Source organism: Acinetobacter sp. ANC 4805 (assembly GCF_022549495.1).
Classification (GTDB): domain Bacteria; phylum Pseudomonadota; class Gammaproteobacteria; order Pseudomonadales; family Moraxellaceae; genus Acinetobacter.
The window spans coordinates 112441-133279 of record NZ_JAKZGD010000003.1 but is presented as its reverse complement, the minus strand read 5'-3'; the positions used below and the strand labels follow the sequence as shown (position 1 = coordinate 133279).

Annotated in this window: 19 protein-coding genes; 10 read left to right on the top strand and 9 right to left on the bottom strand. The window is 36.9% G+C overall.

The features are described from left to right. Positions 1–51 precede the first annotated feature (51 nt). Together purM and purN are read left to right on the top strand one after the other, a co-directional pair. Positions 52–1122, top strand: coding sequence for a phosphoribosylformylglycinamidine cyclo-ligase (gene purM, locus MMP60_RS05160; protein WP_241335277.1), 1071 nt, complete (start codon positions 52–54; stop codon positions 1120–1122). Continuing rightward, the gene (gene purN / locus MMP60_RS05155; RefSeq protein WP_277603678.1) at positions 1122–1748 is read left to right on the top strand and encodes a phosphoribosylglycinamide formyltransferase; all 627 of its coding nucleotides are present in this window, start codon (positions 1122–1124) and stop codon (positions 1746–1748) included. Before purM ends, purN begins: the two co-directional genes overlap by 1 nt. A gap of 409 nt (positions 1749–2157) precedes the next feature. On the opposite strand, the gene MMP60_RS05150 is transcribed toward purN, so the two are convergent. Together MMP60_RS05150 and sppA are read right to left on the bottom strand one after the other, a co-directional pair. Continuing rightward, on the bottom strand, positions 2158–2949 hold the full coding sequence (locus tag MMP60_RS05150; RefSeq protein WP_241335276.1) for an alpha/beta hydrolase: 792 nt from the start codon (positions 2947–2949) through the stop codon (positions 2158–2160). Between the two features lie 186 nt (positions 2950–3135). Beyond that, positions 3136–4158, bottom strand: coding sequence for a signal peptide peptidase SppA (gene sppA / locus MMP60_RS05145; RefSeq protein WP_241335275.1), 1023 nt, complete (start codon positions 4156–4158; stop codon positions 3136–3138). Positions 4159–4296: 138 nt separating this feature from the next. On the opposite strand from sppA, the gene MMP60_RS05140 reads away from it, so the two are divergent. Beyond that, entirely contained in the window at positions 4297–5253 is a 957-nt protein-coding gene (locus MMP60_RS05140) for a lipid A biosynthesis acyltransferase (RefSeq protein WP_241335274.1), read from the top strand. 71 nt (positions 5254–5324) lie between these two features. Here MMP60_RS05140 and MMP60_RS05135 read toward each other — a convergent pair whose 3' ends face one another. The 3 genes from MMP60_RS05135 to MMP60_RS05125 all read right to left on the bottom strand — a co-directional run bounded on the left by MMP60_RS05135 (position 5325) and on the right by MMP60_RS05125 (position 9751). Continuing rightward, a complete protein-coding gene (locus MMP60_RS05135; RefSeq protein WP_241335273.1) occupies positions 5325–7751 on the bottom strand; it encodes a DNA internalization-related competence protein ComEC/Rec2 in 2427 nt (808 codons plus the stop codon). An 85-nt stretch (positions 7752–7836) separates the two neighbouring features. Then, a complete protein-coding gene (gene lolD, locus MMP60_RS05130) occupies positions 7837–8523 on the bottom strand; it encodes a lipoprotein-releasing ABC transporter ATP-binding protein LolD (RefSeq protein WP_018677164.1) in 687 nt (228 codons plus the stop codon). Beyond that, positions 8516–9751 (bottom strand): lipoprotein-releasing ABC transporter permease subunit, encoded by a 1236-nt coding sequence (locus MMP60_RS05125; protein ID WP_241335272.1) that lies wholly within the window; start codon positions 9749–9751, stop codon positions 8516–8518. The genes lolD and MMP60_RS05125 overlap by 8 nt, the downstream gene beginning before the upstream one ends. A 25-nt stretch (positions 9752–9776) precedes the next feature. On the opposite strand from MMP60_RS05125, the gene MMP60_RS05120 reads away from it, so the two are divergent. Then, the gene (locus tag MMP60_RS05120; RefSeq protein WP_241335271.1) at positions 9777–10364 is read left to right on the top strand and encodes a PilZ domain-containing protein; all 588 of its coding nucleotides are present in this window, start codon (positions 9777–9779) and stop codon (positions 10362–10364) included. A gap of 9 nt (positions 10365–10373) precedes the next feature. Here the strand turns inward: MMP60_RS05120 and MMP60_RS05115 are convergent, their stop codons facing one another. Further along, on the bottom strand, positions 10374–11264 hold the full coding sequence (locus MMP60_RS05115) for an EamA family transporter (RefSeq protein WP_241335270.1): 891 nt from the start codon (positions 11262–11264) through the stop codon (positions 10374–10376). 7 nt (positions 11265–11271) lie between these two features. Continuing rightward, positions 11272–11739, bottom strand: coding sequence for a YaiI/YqxD family protein (locus MMP60_RS05110; protein WP_277603683.1), 468 nt, complete (start codon positions 11737–11739; stop codon positions 11272–11274). Between the two features lie 186 nt (positions 11740–11925). On the opposite strand from MMP60_RS05110, the gene MMP60_RS05105 reads away from it, so the two are divergent. Together MMP60_RS05105 and MMP60_RS05100 are read left to right on the top strand one after the other, a co-directional pair. Beyond that, positions 11926–12864, top strand: a complete 939-nt coding sequence (locus MMP60_RS05105) for a hypothetical protein (protein ID WP_241335269.1) — start codon at positions 11926–11928, stop codon at positions 12862–12864. Positions 12865–12900: 36 nt separating this feature from the next. Continuing rightward, on the top strand, positions 12901–13044 hold the full coding sequence (locus MMP60_RS05100; RefSeq protein ID WP_018677158.1) for a hypothetical protein: 144 nt from the start codon (positions 12901–12903) through the stop codon (positions 13042–13044). 67 nt (positions 13045–13111) lie between these two features. On the opposite strand, the gene serC is transcribed toward MMP60_RS05100, so the two are convergent. Then, positions 13112–14191: a 3-phosphoserine/phosphohydroxythreonine transaminase gene (serC, locus tag MMP60_RS05095; protein ID WP_018677157.1), complete on the bottom strand. Its 1080-nt coding sequence runs from the start codon at positions 14189–14191 to the stop codon at positions 13112–13114. A 325-nt stretch (positions 14192–14516) separates the two neighbouring features. Between serC and MMP60_RS05090 the strand changes: the two genes are divergently transcribed. From MMP60_RS05090 to MMP60_RS05075, 4 genes are read left to right on the top strand one after another with little or no spacing between them, the layout of a single operon-like run. Next, on the top strand, positions 14517–16013 hold the full coding sequence (locus MMP60_RS05090) for a TolC family protein (RefSeq protein ID WP_241335268.1): 1497 nt from the start codon (positions 14517–14519) through the stop codon (positions 16011–16013). 12 nt (positions 16014–16025) lie between these two features. Then, positions 16026–17177 (top strand): efflux RND transporter periplasmic adaptor subunit, encoded by a 1152-nt coding sequence (locus tag MMP60_RS05085; RefSeq protein WP_241335267.1) that lies wholly within the window; start codon positions 16026–16028, stop codon positions 17175–17177. A 3-nt stretch (positions 17178–17180) separates the two neighbouring features. Beyond that, the gene (locus MMP60_RS05080; RefSeq protein ID WP_018677154.1) at positions 17181–18311 is read left to right on the top strand and encodes an ABC transporter permease; all 1131 of its coding nucleotides are present in this window, start codon (positions 17181–17183) and stop codon (positions 18309–18311) included. Continuing rightward, positions 18308–19420 (top strand): ABC transporter permease, encoded by a 1113-nt coding sequence (locus MMP60_RS05075; RefSeq protein ID WP_241335266.1) that lies wholly within the window; start codon positions 18308–18310, stop codon positions 19418–19420. Before MMP60_RS05080 ends, MMP60_RS05075 begins: the two co-directional genes overlap by 4 nt. 51 nt (positions 19421–19471) lie before the next feature. Here the strand turns inward: MMP60_RS05075 and MMP60_RS05070 are convergent, their stop codons facing one another. Beyond that, a complete protein-coding gene (locus MMP60_RS05070; protein ID WP_241335265.1) occupies positions 19472–20770 on the bottom strand; it encodes a putative phage abortive infection protein in 1299 nt (432 codons plus the stop codon). Between the last annotated feature and the right edge of the window lie 69 nt (positions 20771–20839).

Here is a 20839-nt window from a genome sequence, read left to right as displayed (position 1 = left end):
AGAGTTTCGTATATTCAGGTTATAATCTGCCGCCAATGCGGAGACTTCACTATGAGCAACTCAACTTCTACCCCAAATACTGGTTTAAGCTATAAAGATGCGGGCGTCGACATTGAAGCGGGCGACGCACTGGTCGATCGTATCAAATCTGTCGCTAAGCGTACCACTCGTCCTGAAGTAATGGGCGGTCTTGGTGGTTTTGGCGCACTATGCAAAATTCCAAAAGGCTATGAAGAACCTGTATTGGTTTCTGGCACAGACGGCGTAGGTACAAAATTACGTTTAGCGTTAAACCTAAATCGTCATGACACAATTGGTCAAGATCTTGTTGCAATGTGTGTAAACGATTTACTCGTTTGTGGCGCTGAACCATTATTTTTCCTAGATTACTATGCAACAGGTCATTTGAATGTTGATGTTGCAGCAAATGTCGTCACGGGTATTGGTAAAGGTTGTGAACTTGCTGGCTGTGCACTTGTTGGTGGTGAAACTGCTGAAATGCCAGGCATGTATGAAGGCGAAGATTATGATCTTGCTGGTTTTGCTGTTGGTGTAGTTGAGCATAGTAAAATTATTGATGGCACTAAAGTGAAATCTGGTGATGTACTCATCGGTGTTGCATCGAGTGGTGCTCACTCAAATGGTTACTCATTACTACGCAAAATTTTAGATGTTAAGAATGTTGATTTAACTCAAATCGTTGATGGTCGTCCACTTGCAGATGTTGCAATGGAACCAACACGCATTTACGTAAAACCTGTACTCGAACTTTGCAAACAAGTTGATGTCCATGCAATGGCTCATATCACAGGCGGTGGTTTGCCAGGTAACTTACCTCGCGTTCTTCCAAATGGCGCACAAGCTGTGATTGATGAATCAAGCTGGGAATGGTCAGAACTATTCCAACTGTTACAACGTGAAGGTAACGTAGAACGTTTTGAAATGTATCGTACATTTAACTGTGGCGTTGGTATGGTAATCGCTGTTGATGCAAGCGAAGCTGATAAAGCAATTGACCTATTAAATGCTCAAGGTGAAAAAGCATGGAAAATTGGTCATATCCAAGAAAATGCTGAATCAGTTGAAAGTGCAGACGAAAAAATTCGCGTGATCTTTGCATAATGAGAATTGCTGTACTTGTCTCAGGCAATGGTAGCAACTTACAAGCCCTGATAGATGCAAATCTATCGGGGCAAATCATTGGTGTACTCTCAAATAAAGCTAATGCCTATGCATTACAACGTGCTGAGAAAGCCAATATTGCAACCGCTGTTATTTCACATAAAGATTACCCAGATCGAGAAAGCTTTGACGATGCGATGCATCAGCAATTGCTTGCATGGGAAGTTGACTTAGTCATTCTTGCAGGCTTTATGCGTATTTTAACACCAAACTTTGTCAGCAAATGGCAAGGTAAAATGTTAAATATCCATCCCTCTCTCCTCCCTGTTTATAAAGGGATTAATACACATCAACGCGTATTAAATACTGGAGATCGCCTGCATGGTTGCACCGTTCACTTTGTCACTGCTGAACTTGATGCTGGACAAAGTATTGCGCAATCTGCAATTCAAGTGAGTTTGAATGATAATGTAGAAAGCCTAGCACAACGTGTGCATGAGCTTGAACACTTCATCTACCCTCAGGTTGCAGAATGGTTATGTAATGGTCAACTCACTTGGACAAACGGTCAAGCATATTTCAATAAAAAACCTTTAGAACGACCAATTCAATTTGCTCAATTCTAAAAATAAAACACATCTTCGGATGTGTTTTTTTATGGCTTAAAGAGATAACACAAAAAAATTCTTGAAAAAGATTTAGCCGTGCCATGGTTTCATCCACATCATTTTCGCTATTTAAATACAATAAAAAACTTTCAAGCTAAGAAAGAAGTAATACTCACTTGTTCTTAAAAAGAATACTGATCAATTTCCTGCCAGTTTTTATAATTAAATTGATCAAATAATCTTATGAGTTCCTCTTGCTCTTGTAGATTGCTTAGCGAAAGACTAAATATATCTAAAAAATTATTTATATATTCAACCTTTAGTCGATACTCGTCAAAGAATCAGCACTCTTGCTTGGCTACTTTCATTTCCATAACCAAGAAGCTGAGTACATTAAGAATAATTTCAACATTTGTCATCTAAGCAATCACACCACTAAACTTTTAATTTTCTCTACTATTTCCATCGGATGCTCTAATGGGAACATATGCCCACCATTAACAACTGAAAAAGGAATACCCAATTTTCGCTGTGCGACTTGAGGAAGTTTCTGTTTTAAGAACACACTTTCACGACCAACGACCAAATGAACAGGCACTTTAGGTTTTGGCATTGGTAACCACCACATCGAAGGTGTGGTTCTAAACATTGCAACCTCATCTACTTTCGGAATGGTTAAAGTCACACCACCCTTCAACGGATCATTGCTCAAAGCATGCTGAATATAAGCTTGGAAACAATCTGCATCAAAGTGTTGATAAAACCCTCTTGAACCCAACAGCTCTGCTGCTTGTTCTCGAGATTCCCAATGATCGCGACGACGTACTGATAGGCCTGCTGGCGTAATTTTATCGACCAATTTAGGCTTAAACACTTTAGCAAGATGAAAAGCAAAAGAAGCTTTACCAATAATAAATGGCGGATCAAGCATGATCACTTGAGAAAATAATTCAGGGCGACGATAAGCCGCCATCAATGTCAATACAGAACCTAATGAATGTCCTAGACCAATGACTTTTCGACCTTGTGATTGTTGCACAATACTATCAATGATTTGATCAACCAAATACGTCCAACCATGTGTAATCGGATAGCGTTTATCCGTGCCAATCTCTGCCACACAGATAATGTCATATTGATCTTTTAACTGGTCAAATAGCTTTTGATAAACTTTAGAAGGAACACCATTGGCATGTGCAAAATGAATCAAAGGTTTCATAAGTTTGTCTTTCAATTTATGTATTGATGGGTCGATTATCTCGCGCTGCAAATGCTTTGCAATTTAAAAGGGAGAACTGTCCAGTTACGTTTAGAATAAAAAGGCTGTGAATTTCACAGCCTGAGTATGAGCAATATATTTTTCAATAAAGCCAAGCTTTAATCGAAATACATGACTATCTATACATTATTGTATTTTTGCGTTTTGTTGGGTTTCCAATTGTGCTGTAAGAGAACTGCTAATCCCCTCACCAATTTTCGTACCCATACGCCCTAAAATAGACTCTAATGGATTACGTTGAACGGTATAATCCACTTTTTGATCTACTTTAAGATCACGCATCAACGTAGTAATACTACCACTACGATCTGCAATGCCAAGTGCAATCGCTTGCTCACCTGTCCAAAATAAACCAGAGAAAATTGTAGGATCATTTGATTTCAAACGTTTACCACGACCATCTTTGACTGCATTAATAAAATGTGTATGCACATTATCTAAAACTGCTTGTACATGTGCTTGCTGTGCAGGATTGATTGGTTTCGTCATGCTCAGAATATCTTTATTATTCCCAGAAGTTAAAGTACGATCTTCAACACCTAGTTTTTGTGCTAAACCACTCAAACCATAGTTCGGCATAATCACACCAATTGAGCCAACTAAGCTTGATGGATTAACAACAATCTCATCTGCTGCAGAAGCAATATAATAAGCACCAGATGCTCCCATATCACCAATCACAGCATAAACTTTTTTATCTGGATGTTGTTTTTTCAGATAACGAATCTCTTGCCAAATCTCATCTGATTGGACTGGTGAACCACCAGGAGAGTTAATATTTAAAACAACTGCTTTACTGCCTGTCGCTTCAAATGCACGATTTAATGCTTTATTGGTATCTTCACTATTGACTGTAGATTGACCACTAGATGAATCAATTGTTCCTATAATATCAACAATCGCCAAATGATCACTGCCAACATTTGTGGCTGATTTCTCTGCTGAAGTCGAACATCCTTTAGTCATTGCAATCAATACAATAAGTAAATATGCAAAACCTAAGCATTTAAAAAAAATGCTCCAACGGCGACTACGACGTTGTTCTTCGACAGAAGCTAAAACAGCTTTTTCTAAAATTTGCCATTCTTTACCTGTCACATTATTGCTATTTGTAGGTTCATTTTGTGGTTTTGGTGGCCAATCGGACATAAGATTCCAATCCAATATATTGTAAAGTGGCTTTATTATATACGCGGATTTATAGAAAACTGTTTAAATAACTTGTTTTAACTTATAATTATTTTATACGCTATACTCTTCTCTTGTAATTTTTTTAATGTTTGATATATGGCAGCCCCCAAATCAACAAATAGCAATTACCGTCTCATACAAATCCTGAGTCATCAGCCACTTCAATTAGGTCGTTTTATCGCACGCTTTGTTGCGTTACTGATCAATGCGCTTCAGCTTTCTAAATTATCAAGAATCATACAGCTCAATCTACAGATTGCATTTCCTGAACGATCTAAACAAGAAATAAATCAATTAAAAAAACAAGCAATTAAAAATGAACTGACCTCTTATTTTGAATTTGTGAGCATTTGGGGGGCATCAAATGAGAAAAACATTCAGCGTATTCAAAAGATTCATGGCGAGCATTATTTTCATGAAGCTTTGGCACAGCAAAAAGGGTTAGTCCTCGTCATTCCTCATTTTGGGACTTGGGAAGTTATGAATGCATGGCTATCGAAGTACACACAAATGACAATCCTTTATAAGCCTGTTAAAAATCCCGGTGCTGACCGTTTTGTCCGTGATGCGCGTAGTCGTGAGCAAGCGAATCTTGTTCCTACTGATGAAAGTGGTGTTAGACAAGTTTTTAAAGCCTTAAAATTAGGTGGAACCACAGCAATTTTGCCTGATCACACCCCTGATCATGGCGGTGAAATGATCAATTATTTTGGTATTCCACTTGCCTCTAGTAGTTTGAGCGCAAAACTCATTCAAAAAACTAAAGCTGAGGCTTTATTTATTTATGCCATGAGAAATGATCAAGGTGGCTTTGATATGCATATCGAGCCTATCAATCCTCAAATTTATGAAGGTAGTGCTGAAGATGGTACGCTGCTCATTCATCAAACCTTAGAAAATCTAATTCAACGCTATCCTATGCATTATCATTGGAGTTATAAACGATTTAGCGCTCACCCAAGCTTAAATCGGATTTATGATATTGATGCTGATGAGGCTTTAGCGAAAGTTGCTGAAGTTCGTAGACAGGCTCAACAACAAGAGAATATTTAATTTAAGCCGAGTCAACTCGATTACATAGAATATGGCTTTCAGGAACGTCAATCGAATACAAGCAACTTAGGCTATTTTCTCTCTAGCCATCTCATTTGCTGTCTTTGTTGTTTGAGTTCAACTTTGCGATTTTCAAAAACAAAGCTGATCGTTCCTGCTTGAACTGTCGTCAGTAATGGAATATTTAAAGCCTGTAAACGATTTTTCAACTCCTGACTCGGATGACCATAGCGATTATCAAACCCTGCTGAGGCAATTGCCAATTTAGGTTTTAACGTCGCTAGAAAATCATAAGCAGAACTATGTTTACTGCCATGATGCCCCAGTATCAAAACATCCACTTTTAAATCGGGATATTGCTGTAATAATTTATATTCAGCCTCCCAATCTGCATCGCCCATAATCAAAAAGTTTTGATAAGGTTGTGCATTCAAAAATTGTAAATACACCACGCAAGAATATTCATTTTGCTGGTCCTTTGCATAAATCAGCTCCTCCGATCTAGGCAATAAAATTTCAATGTTCAGATTAGGATATGACCAATGCTGACCTTGTTGGCAAAATGAAAAATTATCTTTGAACTGCATTTTTTGATCATATTCATTTGACTGTACCTGAGTAATTGCAAAGGTTTTTTGGATCACTGGAAATGCACCACTATGGTCTTGATCAAGATGTGACAAGATCACATGATCTAAATAACGTATGCCTTGTTGCCTTAAAAATGGAATAACAACGCGCTCTCCTAAACTAAATTTAGTTTCATTATACAAACCACCCGTATCAATCATGACGGTTTGTTCGGGATGTTGTAAAAGAATAGCCTGTCCTTGCCCTACATCTAAAATATTCAAAACTGTTGGCTGTACTTTCACTCCAAGCAATATCGGTAGAAAACAAATCAAAGCCCAAGCTTTCGGAATCGTCCCTCTTGGCATAAACAAGATGATCAGACCAAGAATAAACATTAGCATCATCAAAGGCGTATAACTTACACCATATAACTGAGGTGCAATCTGCTGTAACGTATCAAGCATCCACAGTAATAAAGACAATACAAAATCATTGAGTTGGAATAAAAACTTTCCTAAAACTGGAATGGTGAGCCAAACACATGCAGCAAGAATATCCAATGGGACAACCACAGCACTCAGTACAGGAATTGCGATTAAGTTACTCAATGGGGCAACCCAAGAGACTTGCTGAAAGAAGATCAAAACCAAAGGGAGTAAAGCGATAAAAATTTTAGATTGAGATTCAATCAAAGCTTTAGCAGCTAAAAATATTTTTTGTATCCATGTCAGCGGCTGATCTTTTGGTAATTGTACGATAGTTTGATAAATTCTAAGTAAAATAAAACACGCACCATACGAGAGCCAAAAACCTGCGGATAAGATACTAAAGGGATCAAACAGCAATAATAAACTTGCACTATAAATCAATATGCTAAACGGTCGAATTGACTGCCGAAAGAAAAGAAAAAGACTCGCAATCAAGACCGTTAAGAGCGTTCTCATCGCAGGAATTTCGAAACCAACACATGCAACATAGAGCAGCACACTCAACAAGAATGGCAATAACACCAAAATCTGTCTCGGCTGCCATAAATATATTTGTGGACAATAACATTGTACCAAGCGTTGTAAGAACCAGGTCAACATCAAAGCAAAGATCAATACATGTGGGCCTGAAATCGCCAATAAATGCGAAATTCCAAGCTGTTGAAATTGTTGTTTTAAGGTATTGGATAACAGGCTTTCATCACCTGTCAGCAATGCTAAAAGTAAACCTTTGTGCTGCAAGTTTGAAGTATTCAACATCTGCCGAAAGTCCAAACGCATGATTTCAACATTCAATAACAACTTGGCTTGCATACTTTTTTGTTGCTTTAAATGTCGTTGATAGCCCAAACGGTAAATTTCATCAGAGCTTAATGGTTGAATAGACTGCACTGAAAATGCAGACATAATATTTTGCTGCAAAAACCATTTTTCCTGATCAAATGCACCCGCAACCGCATAGCTATGTGCAGGCTTAATTTGACCATAAATTCGATAATAATGACCCAACTGTAAGGAGGGCTTCTGATTCAACTGACCTTTATTTTCTTGCAAGTAGAGCAACCAATTAACAGGTTGCTTATGTCGATTAAGAACCTCAGCAACTTGTTTATGACCATCTTCGGTTAATTCATCTATGTTTTTAATATAAATAATCGCTTCAAAAGACTGTGCCTCAAACTCTTTCAACTGAAGTCGTTGCTCTAATGCAGAATCTGCAAAATGATAGCCTGTAGCAAATAAGCCCCAACTTGCACTGATTAAAACGAATGCCTTATAAAAAGGGTGATAGAAATAATATTCTTTTTTGTATAACCCAAAACTAAATATTGCAACTGCAACAGCCAACCAAATCCACCATGTCATTCCAACAACAGTGAAGTGATGCCCCATGACTGCAATACCAGCAATCCAACCCAATAAAATAATTTTTAACATTTATTTGTAATGAAATTTTTGATTTTTCTAAAGGCAAAATTAAAGCCCGTTTTCAGGGCTTTAACAAGAGCTTGTACAAAATAAATTATTTAGGATCAATCCATAAGCCATCTTGCATATGCAAAATTGAGTCCGCAGATTGAGCCAATTGCTCATCATGAGTGACGATTAACATCGCCATATTCAACTCTTTCTTGAGATCTGTTAGCAGCTCAAAAATACTCAGTGCCGTTTTACGATCTAAATTACCTGTTGGTTCATCGGCTAAAACAACCGCAGGTTTGGTCACGAGCGCACGAGCCAAAGCAACACGTTGACGCTCCCCTCCTGATAACTCGCCAGGTTTATGATCCATACGATGTGATAAACCAACTCGATCAAGTAGATATTCAACTTGTTTTTTTACATCTTTAAAATTGCTTTCACTGCGTAACATTAAAGGCATGGCTACATTTTCTAAGGCAGAAAACTCAGGCAATAAGTGGTGGAATTGATAAACAAAACCTAAATATTGATTCCGTTTATAACCACGCTCTGCCTCACCTAAATTATCAAAACGCTGACCTTGCAAAAAGACTTGTCCTTGCGATGGCTGCTCTAAGCCACCAAGCGCATGTAATAACGTACTTTTACCTGAACCACTCGAACCGACAATTGAGACAAACTCACCTGCTTTTACTTGAAGTGATAAACCTTTAATCACTTCAACTTTGCTTTTACCATCATCAAAATGTTTATAAATATCTTTGGCTTCCAAGACGATCTTACTCATAACGTAATGCCTCAGCAGGTTGAACTTTGGCTGCACGTAATGCAGGATAAATTGTCGCCAAAAAACTCATCAATAATGAAACAGTGACAATTACCGTAACATCTTGCCATCTGAGATATGAAGGCAGATAGTGAACAAAATAAGCATCAAACAAGTTCAAACCTAGAGCAGTATTGAACCAAGAAATAATATCACTAATGGTCAATGCTAAAGTTACACCTAACACTGTCCCTGCAATCGTCCCAATGACACCAATCACAGTACCTTGTACCATAAAAATTTTAGTGATCATGGACGGTGAAGCACCTAAAGTACGCAGAATCGCAATATCAGATTTCTTATCCGTCACCACCATTACTAGTGATGAGACGATATTAAATGCTGCAACCACAATAATGAGAACAAGGAGCAAACCAACCAAGGTTTTTTCCATTTGAATCGCATTGAATAAATTACCGTGCGTATACGTCCAATTTGATGCATAGAAATTACTTGGTAATTGCTTCACGATATCATCTGCAACGGAGGGTGCTGCAAAAATATCATCTAACTTTAATCGCACACCCTGCGCACCATCTGGCAAGCGTAATAAAGTAGAAGCATCATTCAAAGCGATATATCCCACCATCGAATCAACTTCTGCGCCTACACTGAAAATTCCAACGACTTTAAAACGTTTAAAACGTGGTACCACACCTGCTGGTGATGGTGTTGCTTCAGGCAAGACTAAGGTGACATTGTCATTTAAACCGAGACCAAGCGCATCAGTCATGTCCTTCCCAAGAACAATACCAAACTCACCCTTCTTTAACGCATTTAAATCACCAGCCACCATATGATTTTGGATAATTGAAACCTTCTTTTCATATTCAGGCTCAATTCCTGTCACCATAATTCCTGCAACCTGCCCTTGAGCGGTTAACATCCCTTGCAATTGAGTAAATGGTGCAACACCTGTCACATGCGGATGGTGTTCAACTCTTTTTACAAGCTCAGGCCAATCTGTTAGTATCTGAGTAGAAGAAACTGTGGCTTGTGGAACCATTCCAAGAACACGATTTTTTAATTCACGGTCAAAACCGTTCATAACAGATAAGACTGTAATAAGGACAGCGACGCCAAGGGTCAAACCAATCATGGAAACCAAGGCAATAAAAGAAATAAAATGATTACTTCGCCGAGCACGAGTGTATCTCAACCCTATATACAGCGAAATTGGCTTAAACATACCATCTAGTCCGAGGTGATTTATTATGGAAAATTCACAACATCAGCTTGTTGAGGACAACTCTGAACGTCGAGTAATGTCTCGTATTGATGCTGTGTTAAGAATCAACTATCAAGTCATTCCCGACGATGTTGCGCTGAATGATCCTTATGATTCTCACTTTGTATTGCCACGCTATTTTCTACTACTTGCTGAATTAGATCAATTTGATCATGCGTTTCGCTACGAATTAGAACAATTAAATGAAAAAGATCAACAAATTGCTCGCATATTATCCCTTTTTAATCAGAAGTTGAATCTGATTACGGGTTCTTTCTATGACAATATCGTGCAATCCTTACTGCCTGTCCCTGAACAAGTGAACTTTTCTGAGAATGGTTTAAGCTTCTTTAGCTCGCAAGATATTAATGAAGGAACCTATATTCATATCACGTTAAGCCATCCCGAAAATTACTTTCACATCGCTGCAACAGCACAAGTTGCTTATAGTACAGCAGACGAACAAGGTAAATTCCGTATCGGTGCTTACTTTATTACGCTCAACCCACAGGATCGTGCAAAATTGGCAGAAAGTATGCAGGAATCACAGTTCACGGAAGGTCATCAAAGCTAATGGTTTAGTCTATTTTAGACGGCGATATGCACTTAAATCTTTATAAAAATAGAGAAATAAGCCAAATAAAATGATCGTTGCACCGACAAAAACCTGCGCCGACAATTGTTCATGATTCAGGTAAGCACCTATCAATATCGCTAACATCGGGGTCATTACTGTTGTTAGCGATAAGGTCGTTGCCTTTAAATTTTGTACCAATTTAAAATAACAAAACATTGCAATCAACGATGCCATCACAATGGTATAAATCAGCGCAAATAAGGACTTAGCCGAAGGCAAATGAGTGGGAATATATTGCCAAATCCAAGGTAATAATAAAAAAGCCAATACAGTAGACACTAAAATTGAACCCGTGGCTTGCGCCATCGGTTGGACATCAGCATTAATTTTTTTCACTAGAAAAATAGACAGAGAATAAGCAAAAACACTCACCAACATCATCATAATCCCAATGGGCTGTACATGCTTTTGGCTACCACTTAGGCAAATCAAGGCTAATCCAAAAATAGATGTCGCCATTCCTAACCACTGCAAAGCTGCTAATTTTTGTTGAAAGCCAAATCGCCCAATCAGCCCAGCCATAATCGGTGCTAAACCAAACATTAATGCAATCAAACCAGAACTTAAATAAGCCGTTGCAGCATAAGTAAAAATTTGTGAGCCAATCAGACTTAAAGAACCTGCGATATAACTCAATAATGCGACTTTATGTCTTGGAAATTCAATTTTTAACAGTAGTAATACCAACACTGCCAAAGGCAATGCAATAAAAAAGCGTAAAACCAATGCCCACATTGGGTGTAGATCTGCCACACTCCAAACAATTGCTAAAGGTGTGGTTGCCCAAATAAACACAAGCAAACCATAAGTGAGCATTAAGTTAATACGTGATGGCATATTCAGCTCAAGAAGCAGTTTTGCGCTTTTGTTTGAAAATCGTTTGATCTAAAGAACTCGAAAACTCACGTTTATCTCGCTCTGAAATCGGCGGTGGCCCACCTGTTTGGACACCAGCTCCACGCAAAGTATCCATAAAGTCACGTAAATGCAGACGTGCCTTGACATTTGCTGTCGTATAGACTTCACCCCTAGGATGAATTGCAATTCCACCTTTTTCAATCACTTGTGCTGCAAGCGGAATATCCTGTGTAATGACAATATCATTCTCTTGCATACGATCTACGATTTCTTTATCTGCTTGATCTGCCCCACTCATCACTTGAATTGAGTTAATGCGCAGAGAGGGTGTAATCCCAACATTCTGATTGGCAACAAAAGTTACTTCTAATTGATAACGATCAGAGGCTCGCAGAATCACTTCACGTAAAATCTTAGGTAAAGCATCGGCATCTACCCATAATTTAAATGGCAGCACGTTGGCACAAGCTCATATAAATAAAAAATGTAGTGTAGCAGATTCACCTGAAATTAAAGTTAAGATCATCTATTTAGATTCAGCATAAGGAAATAAATGAATAGAATTACATATCCAGACTTGAAAAACTGATGTTACCCTCGATTTAATAGAGTAAGTTCAATCTTTTTAGCATCATGCTTTATGAAAAATCAAAACAGTCCAGAAACCATTAAAATTCAAGATCAAAATTTCGGTAATCATGTTGAGCATTGGAACTTACTGACAGATACGCCTGAAACTGATGTTCCCAAATGGTTAGGATTGGCACTTGATGCACCTGTCATGCCGATGGGCTTATGTGAAGATGAACAAGAGATGGATCAATCATTTTGGTTAATTCAGGGACCCAGTGGTCAAGCAATATCTATTAATCAAATTATTGCGGTTGAAGATCAAAAACCACGTACATTAAAAACAGCATTCCCAAGTTTTGAAAGTCCTTATAAATATGAAGCAAATATTGAGCGCATTATTACCTGTAATTCGGCTACCCAAGCTGTATTACGTCTAAGTTTAAATAAAAATACAGTTGTTTATGCATTTGATAATTTGTTCAGTGTGAATAATGCTCAATATGATCAAAACCAAAGCTATCAAGTTCAATTAAATGCTTGGGCATATGAGCTAGAAACTGTTGCTGAAAACGAAAAAATTATTGTTGATGACCCTGCATCAATTAAACATCATCGTGCTTTAAATGCAATTTTGGCTGAGCATAATGGTGTTGCACCAGAAAATTTACAAGAATTGATCAATGACTGGCAACCACAAACCCCTGAAGATCATGAACCTGTCACGGTTGATTTCTCTAAAATGGTGGCATATTTATATGGTGAAACCTTAGGTCAAGAAGATGAAGCTTGGTTCCAAGGTAATATCGTCGGTAAAACTACCATGCAATTTATGCAAGATGAATATGCCCTTTATGATGTCACCCTTGTTTTAGAAGATGATTTACCTGCAATTTTAATTCGTATTGCGACTAAAAACGATTTGTATAAAAACTTTAACATTGGTGAATATATTCGCGGCAACCTATGGATTCAGGCGAATATTTATGCTAAAAATGGTATAAAGTGACAAAAAATCACATAAATAGTATTTCTAGGCGTTCTAATGAAAATTATACCAGAACAAACGACCACCAGTCTGCTTCATGCAAGTGATCACGGGCTTAAACTTGATGTTGGCGCATTTTGCTTTTTTTTGTTAGGTATGTTTCTAGCTGCGCTCATTTTTCATCATATTGGCTTATTCTGATTATTAGACCAAGATTATATTTATAAAAAAGCTCTCAATGATGAGAGCTTTTTTTATACTTTATTGCTTAACCATGACGTTTCGCGAACTCATCCATAAAGTTAACTAATGCCTGTACACCTTCTAATGGTACAGCATTGTAAATACTGGCACGCATCCCCCCCACAGAACGGTGACCTGCTAGATTCAACAAATGATTTTGCTCAGCTTCTTTTAAGAAAAGTTTCTCAAGTGCTTCATCTGCAAGCGTGAATGGTACATTCATCATTGAACGATTTGGAATCGCGATTGGGTTGTTATAAAAATCACTAGAATCAATATAACCATAGAGTAATTTTGCTTTTTCTTGGTTGACTTGATACATGGCATCTACACCACCCTGTTCAAGTAACCATTCAAATACAAGACCTGATAAGTACCATGCATAAGTCGCAGGTGTATTCACCATTGAATCATTCTTGGCTTGGTCTGAATATTTCAAGATACTTGGAATTTCAGGTTTTGCTTGATCTAACAAATCATCACGAACAATGACAATGGTTAAACCCGCAGGGCCAATATTCTTTTGCGCTCCCGCATAGATTAAACCGAACTTGCTAACATCTAATGGCGCAGACAAAATACTTGAAGAAAAGTCACAGACCAATGGAGTATTCACATCGGGTACACCCGCGAATTGTAAACCACCGATCGTTTCATTATCTGCATAGTGTACATAAGCAGCATCGTTTGAAAGATTCCAAGTGCTTTGCTCAGTAATGGCATGTTTACCATCAATCAACGTACCCGCTTCAATTACATTAATATCGCCATAACGTTTAGCTTCTTTTAATGCTTTTTCAGACCAAATACCTGTATGAATATAATCAGCTTTCGCATTCTTGCCGAGCAAGTTTAAAGGAATTGCTGAAAATTGAAGCGATGCACCACCTTGTAAGAACAAGACTTTATAGTTCTCAGGAATGTTCATGAGCTTACGCAAATCTGCTTCAGCTTTTTCCGCTACAGCAACATAGTCATTACTACGATGACTCATTTCCATGATCGACAAACCTTTACCTTGCCAATCCAACATTTCTTGTTGAGCTTTTTCTAAAACGGCAGTAGGTAATGCAGCAGGACCAGCGCAGAAATTATAAGCACGCATGAGTTTTCCCTTGTCAAAGTGAAACAAATTGAAATGGGGATTTAATCATAGATTAGCGAAGCTTGCAGCAGATTATCGAGGAAATATTTCAATTTCAGTGCAAAAAACTGTTGAATTTTTCAATCAGGTTTTGATTATTTCTATTGTTTTCGAGTGTATAGAGCAATACTTATCTCCTTGTTCCCTATAGATTAAAAGCTCTATTTTTTACAAATTCAATACACCAATTGAAGTGATATAACTATTTAATTAAAAACATAATATTTCAATTTTATAAAAAGAATTTAGACTATCCAAGGATATGATTAAATTGCGATATACTCTAATGTTGAAACGACATGATCGACCAAGTTTTCAGGTCAAACGGTTTCCAAAACAGCTCAGCTTATGTATGAGTCTCATCAGTTGTGCCCTATTTTCAACATCATCATTTGCTCAAACCGTTAGTTATAACCAAGCTGAACAATATGTTGTGGAAAATGCTTATGGTTCACAAGCGCAACAGGCATTACGACAAGCATCGCAATTGGAAATGGAAGCCGTCAAAAATTTAGGTCTACCGCGAATTGATTTAAATGCCCGTGCCTATGCTTTTCATAGTGAAACCAGCGTGCCGCTTGAGTCAAGTAAGCGTCGCTTAGAAAACTCGCTCACCAATGGTTTCGATGAAAAACTATCTCAATGGGAAAATGTACTTCCCCCTGATGTGATTGATCAAGTCAGCCAAGGCTTTGACCAAGTGGTGAGCGATGGTTTAAATAAAGTGCCTAACAACCTAGATGTCACTGTTCAAGATCGTGATATTCGCACGTCAGTATCCATGGTGATGCCACTGTATATGGGAGGGAAAATTAATAGCGCTAAACAAATTGCGAATATTCAAGCCCAACGTTCCAATATCAGTGAAAAACAACAACAAGATACACAACGCTTTGAAATGATTCAGGCTTATTTCAATGTGCAATTACAACAACAATTATTAAATTCTGCACTATTTAATTTTGATGCCATGCAACAGCATTATAACAATGCACTAAAACTTGAAAAACAAGGATTTATTAACAAGGGACAGCGTATGCAATTTGAAGTTGCACGAAACAATGCTGAACGCGCCTATCAAAATGCCCAATCCAATTTACATGCAAGTGAGTTTAGCTTACAGAATTTATTACAAACCAAAGAGAACCTCAAACTCACTACCCCTCTTTTTGTCAATTTAGCTCAAAATCATTCATTAGATAAATTACTTGCAAATTATGATCAGAACTCAAGTTTGATTAAAAAACTACAAATAGATACTGAATTGGCCAATGAAAATGTGAAAGTTCAACAAGCCTCTAAAAAACCAAATGTTTTTGCTTTTGGAGAATACGGCTTAGATAGCAAAGAAAATTGGATTGTTGGTGTGATGGCAAAATACAATTTATTCTCAGGTATAGACAATAATAAAAATATCCGTGCCGCCGAGCTCAAAAAATATGCAGCAGAGCTTATGACTGAACGGACAAAACAAGAAGTCGAAAATGTTTTATACAAATCTTATAGTGAATTAAATTCTTCGCAAAATAGCCATCAATTACTTACCCAGAATACCAAAGCAGCTCAAGAAAATTTAAGAATCCAACAACTTTCATTTAAAGAAGGTATGGGTACTGCAACGCAAGTGATTGACGCACAAAATGCTTTAAGTGCTTTAAAAACTGAAATGGCACTTAACTCATATAAATATATTTTATCTTTGGCCACCTTATTACAAAGCTATGGTTCTATTGATGAATTTAAGCTTTACGTCAATCAACCACGTACTGACTATATCCGCTAATTGGAGAAATTTATGAGCCAAAATCCATCATCATCCAATTCAGAACGTGATACAGATCAAGTAGAAACACCAACAGTTGGTGCAGTAAATGAAATATTAACAACGACTGAAAACATTGAAGTCACACCAGAAAATACACCTGCTTCGCCTCCACCTGATGATCTTCAGCAAACATCAAAACGAGGAAAATTAAAAATCATTGTCGCTATTGTGGTGATCTTATTACTGGGACTCATTGCGTATGGTTTATGGAAAGCTTACCTTCCGAAAACCATAGAACTACAAGGACGGGTTGAAGCAGAAACAGTACATATCAGCACCAAAGTTCCAAGTCGTATTGAAGAATTTTATGTCACTGACGGACAAGCCATCAAAAAGGGACAAGCATTGGTTCGGTTTGTTAGTCCAGAATTGGAAGCAAAGAAAGAGCAAGCCCAAGCCGCTTTACAAAGTGCTACAGCATTTCATTCAACGGTGTATCGTGGCGCACAACAAGAGAATATTGAAACTCTGTACGCAAATTGGCAAGCGATGAAAACCCAAGCTGATTTGGCTGCAACCACGTATAAACGGGGTGAAAACCTATTTCAGCAAGGTGTGATTTCGCGTCAGCGCCGTGATGAAATGTTAGCAGCCCAAACTTCGGCACGTGAAACGGCTGAAGCAGCTTATCAACAGTACGCGCGCGCTCAACGAGGCAGTACGGAGCAACAAAAATCAACTGCTGATGCGCAAGTTGCCATGGCTCAAGCGGCGGTCAAAGAAGCCAATGCACTGACTGAAGAAACTAAACTCTATTCACCAACCGATGGTACAGTGTCTAAAACCTATGGCAAACCAACCGAGCTGGTCGCAACTGGCATCCCTGTGGTCAGTATTCTTGAAGACCATGATTTGTGGGTGGGTTTAAATGTTCGTGAAGACATGTATAGCGCTATCTATAAAACCAAAACCCTCGAAGGTTTTATTCCTGCACTCAATCGTAAAGCAAACTTCAAGGTGAAAAAAATTGATGCTGAGGGCGATTTTGCGACGATAAAAACGACACGACAAACAGGTGGTTATGATATTCGTAGCTTTAAATTTCATTTAGTGCCTGAACAAACGATTCCTGACTTAAAAGTTGGTATGAGTATTTTGTTTAAAATTGAAGAGGCAAAATAACCGATGTTTGCAGTGATGCTTCGGGAATTACGCTATTTAAAACGCCATAAAGCTGACTTTTTTATGGCGATCATTGCACCTTTGTTGGTGATTCTTCTTTTTGGCAATATGTTCTCATCAGGTAAAGCTGAACATTTACCCATTGTGGTGATTGACCAAGATCAAAGTGAAATGAGTCGTAAAGTGATTCATGCGCTCAGCGTCAATCATACCTTAAACGTCAAAACAATCACGGCAAGCCAAGATGAAGCAGAGCAACTCATTAATAAAACTGAAGCATGGGGATTTGTTTTAATTCCTGAAGGTGCAGAACAACGATTAGTACAAGCACAAGATGCCCAAATCAGTATCGCCTATAATCAATCTTTTTTTAGTATTGGTAACACCATTTCCTCTGCAATGCTGATCAGCACCTTAAATGGTATGGCAGATTATATGGGAGATAGTTACTTATCAAATGTAATCCCCTACTTAGATGTTCCGACACCTCATATCAAAATTTCTACACTATATAATCCCAATATGAGTTATGAATTGTTCCTAGAACCCTTCATGGTACCCGCAGTTTTGCACTTACTGCTGTGTTGTTGTGTCGCCTTTGCGATCGGTCAGGAATTTAAAAGAAAAACCTTAACTGAATGGGTAAATTCAAAACAAATTATTTCTAGCCTGTTGGGCAAAATTCTGGTCTATGTATTCATTTTTTGTGCGTGGACATGGTGTTGGATGTTTTGGTTAGCGCATATTCGTGGCTACTTTATTGCAGGTTCACTCAGCCTGATTTTGCTTGCACAATTTTTACTTTATTTTTCTTATGCTGTCATCAGTAGCACCGTGGTTTTAGCCACCAAAGATCTACCTAAAACCTTTGGTTTTATTGCACTTTATGGCGGATCATCACCAAGCTTTTCAGGGATTACCCTCCCCCTCAATAATGCACCTGCATTTACGCAATTTTGGTCAATGATTATTCCCTATACACCTTATGCAAAACTACAAACAGAACAATGGGTCATTGGTAGTGATCTGTTGGTATCTTTCATTCCTTTAAGCATTCTGCTTGTTTTTTCTGCTCTTTATTTTGGTTTAAGTATTCGCCTATTAAAGAAAAATGTTCAGGAGCAAAGTGGATGAAATCATTTTTCTCATACTATATCCAAACGTTTAAAAATATTGCAGCGAATAGCTCGGTATTTACCACATTAATTGCTGCCGTTATTTTATATAGCTTTTTCTATCCTACTGCGTATAAAGCCCAATCTGCGGCGGATATTCCAATTGTCATTGTTGATCAAGAACAAAGTATTGTAACTTCAAAAATTATTAGTCAAGCTGCAAATAGTCCACATATTCGAATTACGATGGTCACAGACAATTTTCTAGAAGCTGAAAAATTAGTAAAAAATCAAAAAGCTGAAGGTATTCTATTATTACCAGACAATCTCACCAATAGCTTGAAACGTGGTGAAATAGGCGGAATCGGACTTTATCTCAGCACAGCCTATTTCATTCGAACCAAAGAAGTGGGAATTGGTCTTGCGACTTCAATTGAAGCGAGTTTACAAGAATATTTAGAAAAATTTGGGCATGCTTCTTCATTCCACCCTGAGATTTCAATTCATCAAATTCCTTTATTTAATACGCTATCGGGTTATGGCAGTTATATTTTTCCTGCAGTAGCAAGCCTCATCATTCATCAAACCATTTTACTTGGGCTTGCCATGTTGATTGCCAGTTATCGAGAAAAAGGTTGGATTGCGAAGCGATCAGAATTTTTTGCTATTTTCACAGCAATTTTAACCATTGGATGCCTTGGTTGCCTTTATTTATTCGGTTTCACCTTTTGGTTATATGAATATCCACATGGCGGTAACTTTTGGGGCATGTTGCTTGCTGTTCCAATTTATGTGAGTTGTATCATTGGTTTAGCAATGCTTGTTGGCTCATTGGTGGATATGCCCGAACGAGTCGGACATTTAATTGTTGTAACCTCAGTGCCTTTGTTTCTATTAACAGGGACAGCATGGCCACATCAAGCTATGCCTGAATGGATGCAATACCTAGCGTGGTCACTACCATCCACCAATGGTGTACAAATGTTCGTACAACTGAATCAGATGGGTGTCGCAACATCTATTGTTGTTCCTAAACTTATTTATCTTGCGACGGTAGCTGCAATTTTACTGGCACTTTCTTATTATCGGTTGGTGATGATGAAATCAATAAAAAAGGAAGCTGATTAGCTTCCTTTTTTATTGACTTCAGGAATTTAAGTTAAAAAACTAAAATATTTATTAAATAACACGCTCTAATTTAATTTTTTCATAGAATTTAAAATTACTATAAAATTCAGAATCCCAATAACGTTTACCAAAAAATTCAACATAAATCTCATATTTATTTTCGTAGAGATTAAATTCAATTTTAAATTCTGTTGTTTCTAATATAGAAAAAATCTTCTTTTCATAAAAACTCAAAACAATATCCCTAAAATCAAATTTAAAAACTTCTTTCAAATTTGATATTTTTTTTACAATCTTTATTTCAGGAAAACGATTTTTACTTAAATTAAAATCCAGAATAACTTTAAAATCATCAAATTCTGAAGAAAAAGTTAATGGTTGCATATATATTAGTTTCATAAAAAACTGATACTTACTTTTAACTGGGCTTTTTCTATTAATGATCGAATAATACCAAACATCCTGAACGTTATCGAGATAAATACTTTTCCCAAAAGCCTGTTTTTTATAATTTTTTAAACAGATTAATAAATCAAAGTTTAATTCGTAATTTTTACCAGTAAAATCATGAAAATCCATATGTTCTAAAAGAGAAAACTTTTCCAAAAGAGAATAAAATTCATGAAAATCATCACCAAACCCATCACAATTACAATTCAGCATCAAAAGCTGCAATAAAGGATTATCCAGTGATGCACGAATAATATTACTATATTTTTTCTTTTCATCATCTGTTAAATTTTTAATATCATTAATTTGTTTTAAAACTTGATATAGTATAATAAAATATCTTCTTAACTCATAGATATTTCTTAAACCCACTTGTTTATATTCTAATTTATAATTTGATTCAAAAATTTCATAAAATTCAGACAGCTTATTTTTTTCAATAAAATTAGTATTCAATAAATTTAATTCAGACAACAATGTAGTAAACAACATATCAAATTGTTGTATTTTTTGAGTTTTTTCTATTTCATTTTGTGCTTTAGCTGATATTTCCAACAGTTTATTACTATTCTTTAATTCTTCTCTACTTAATTTTAAATCTATTCTATTTTGCTCAAGGGCTATTTCATTTTGTTGAATAGCTCTTTTTGTCTCTTTTAATATTTCTTGATTCTGTAAAAGTTGTTTATTCTGATAAAGTAAAGTTACTATTAGCGCTGAAAAACTAAGAAATGCGAATACTGGATTTAATAAACCACCAATATAATCTCCAAAAGCCCCCCAAGCTGCAGTGTCATTTGTAATATACTTAAATGTAGTGAAATACATAAAAAGTAAAAATGAAATAAATACTAGTATACTTATAAATACTGGTATCAATATATTATCAATTTTCTTCATTTATTCTATCTTCAAATTTTAATTTCTATACAATGTAAAAAAGGAAGCTCATAGGCCTCCTTTTTTACT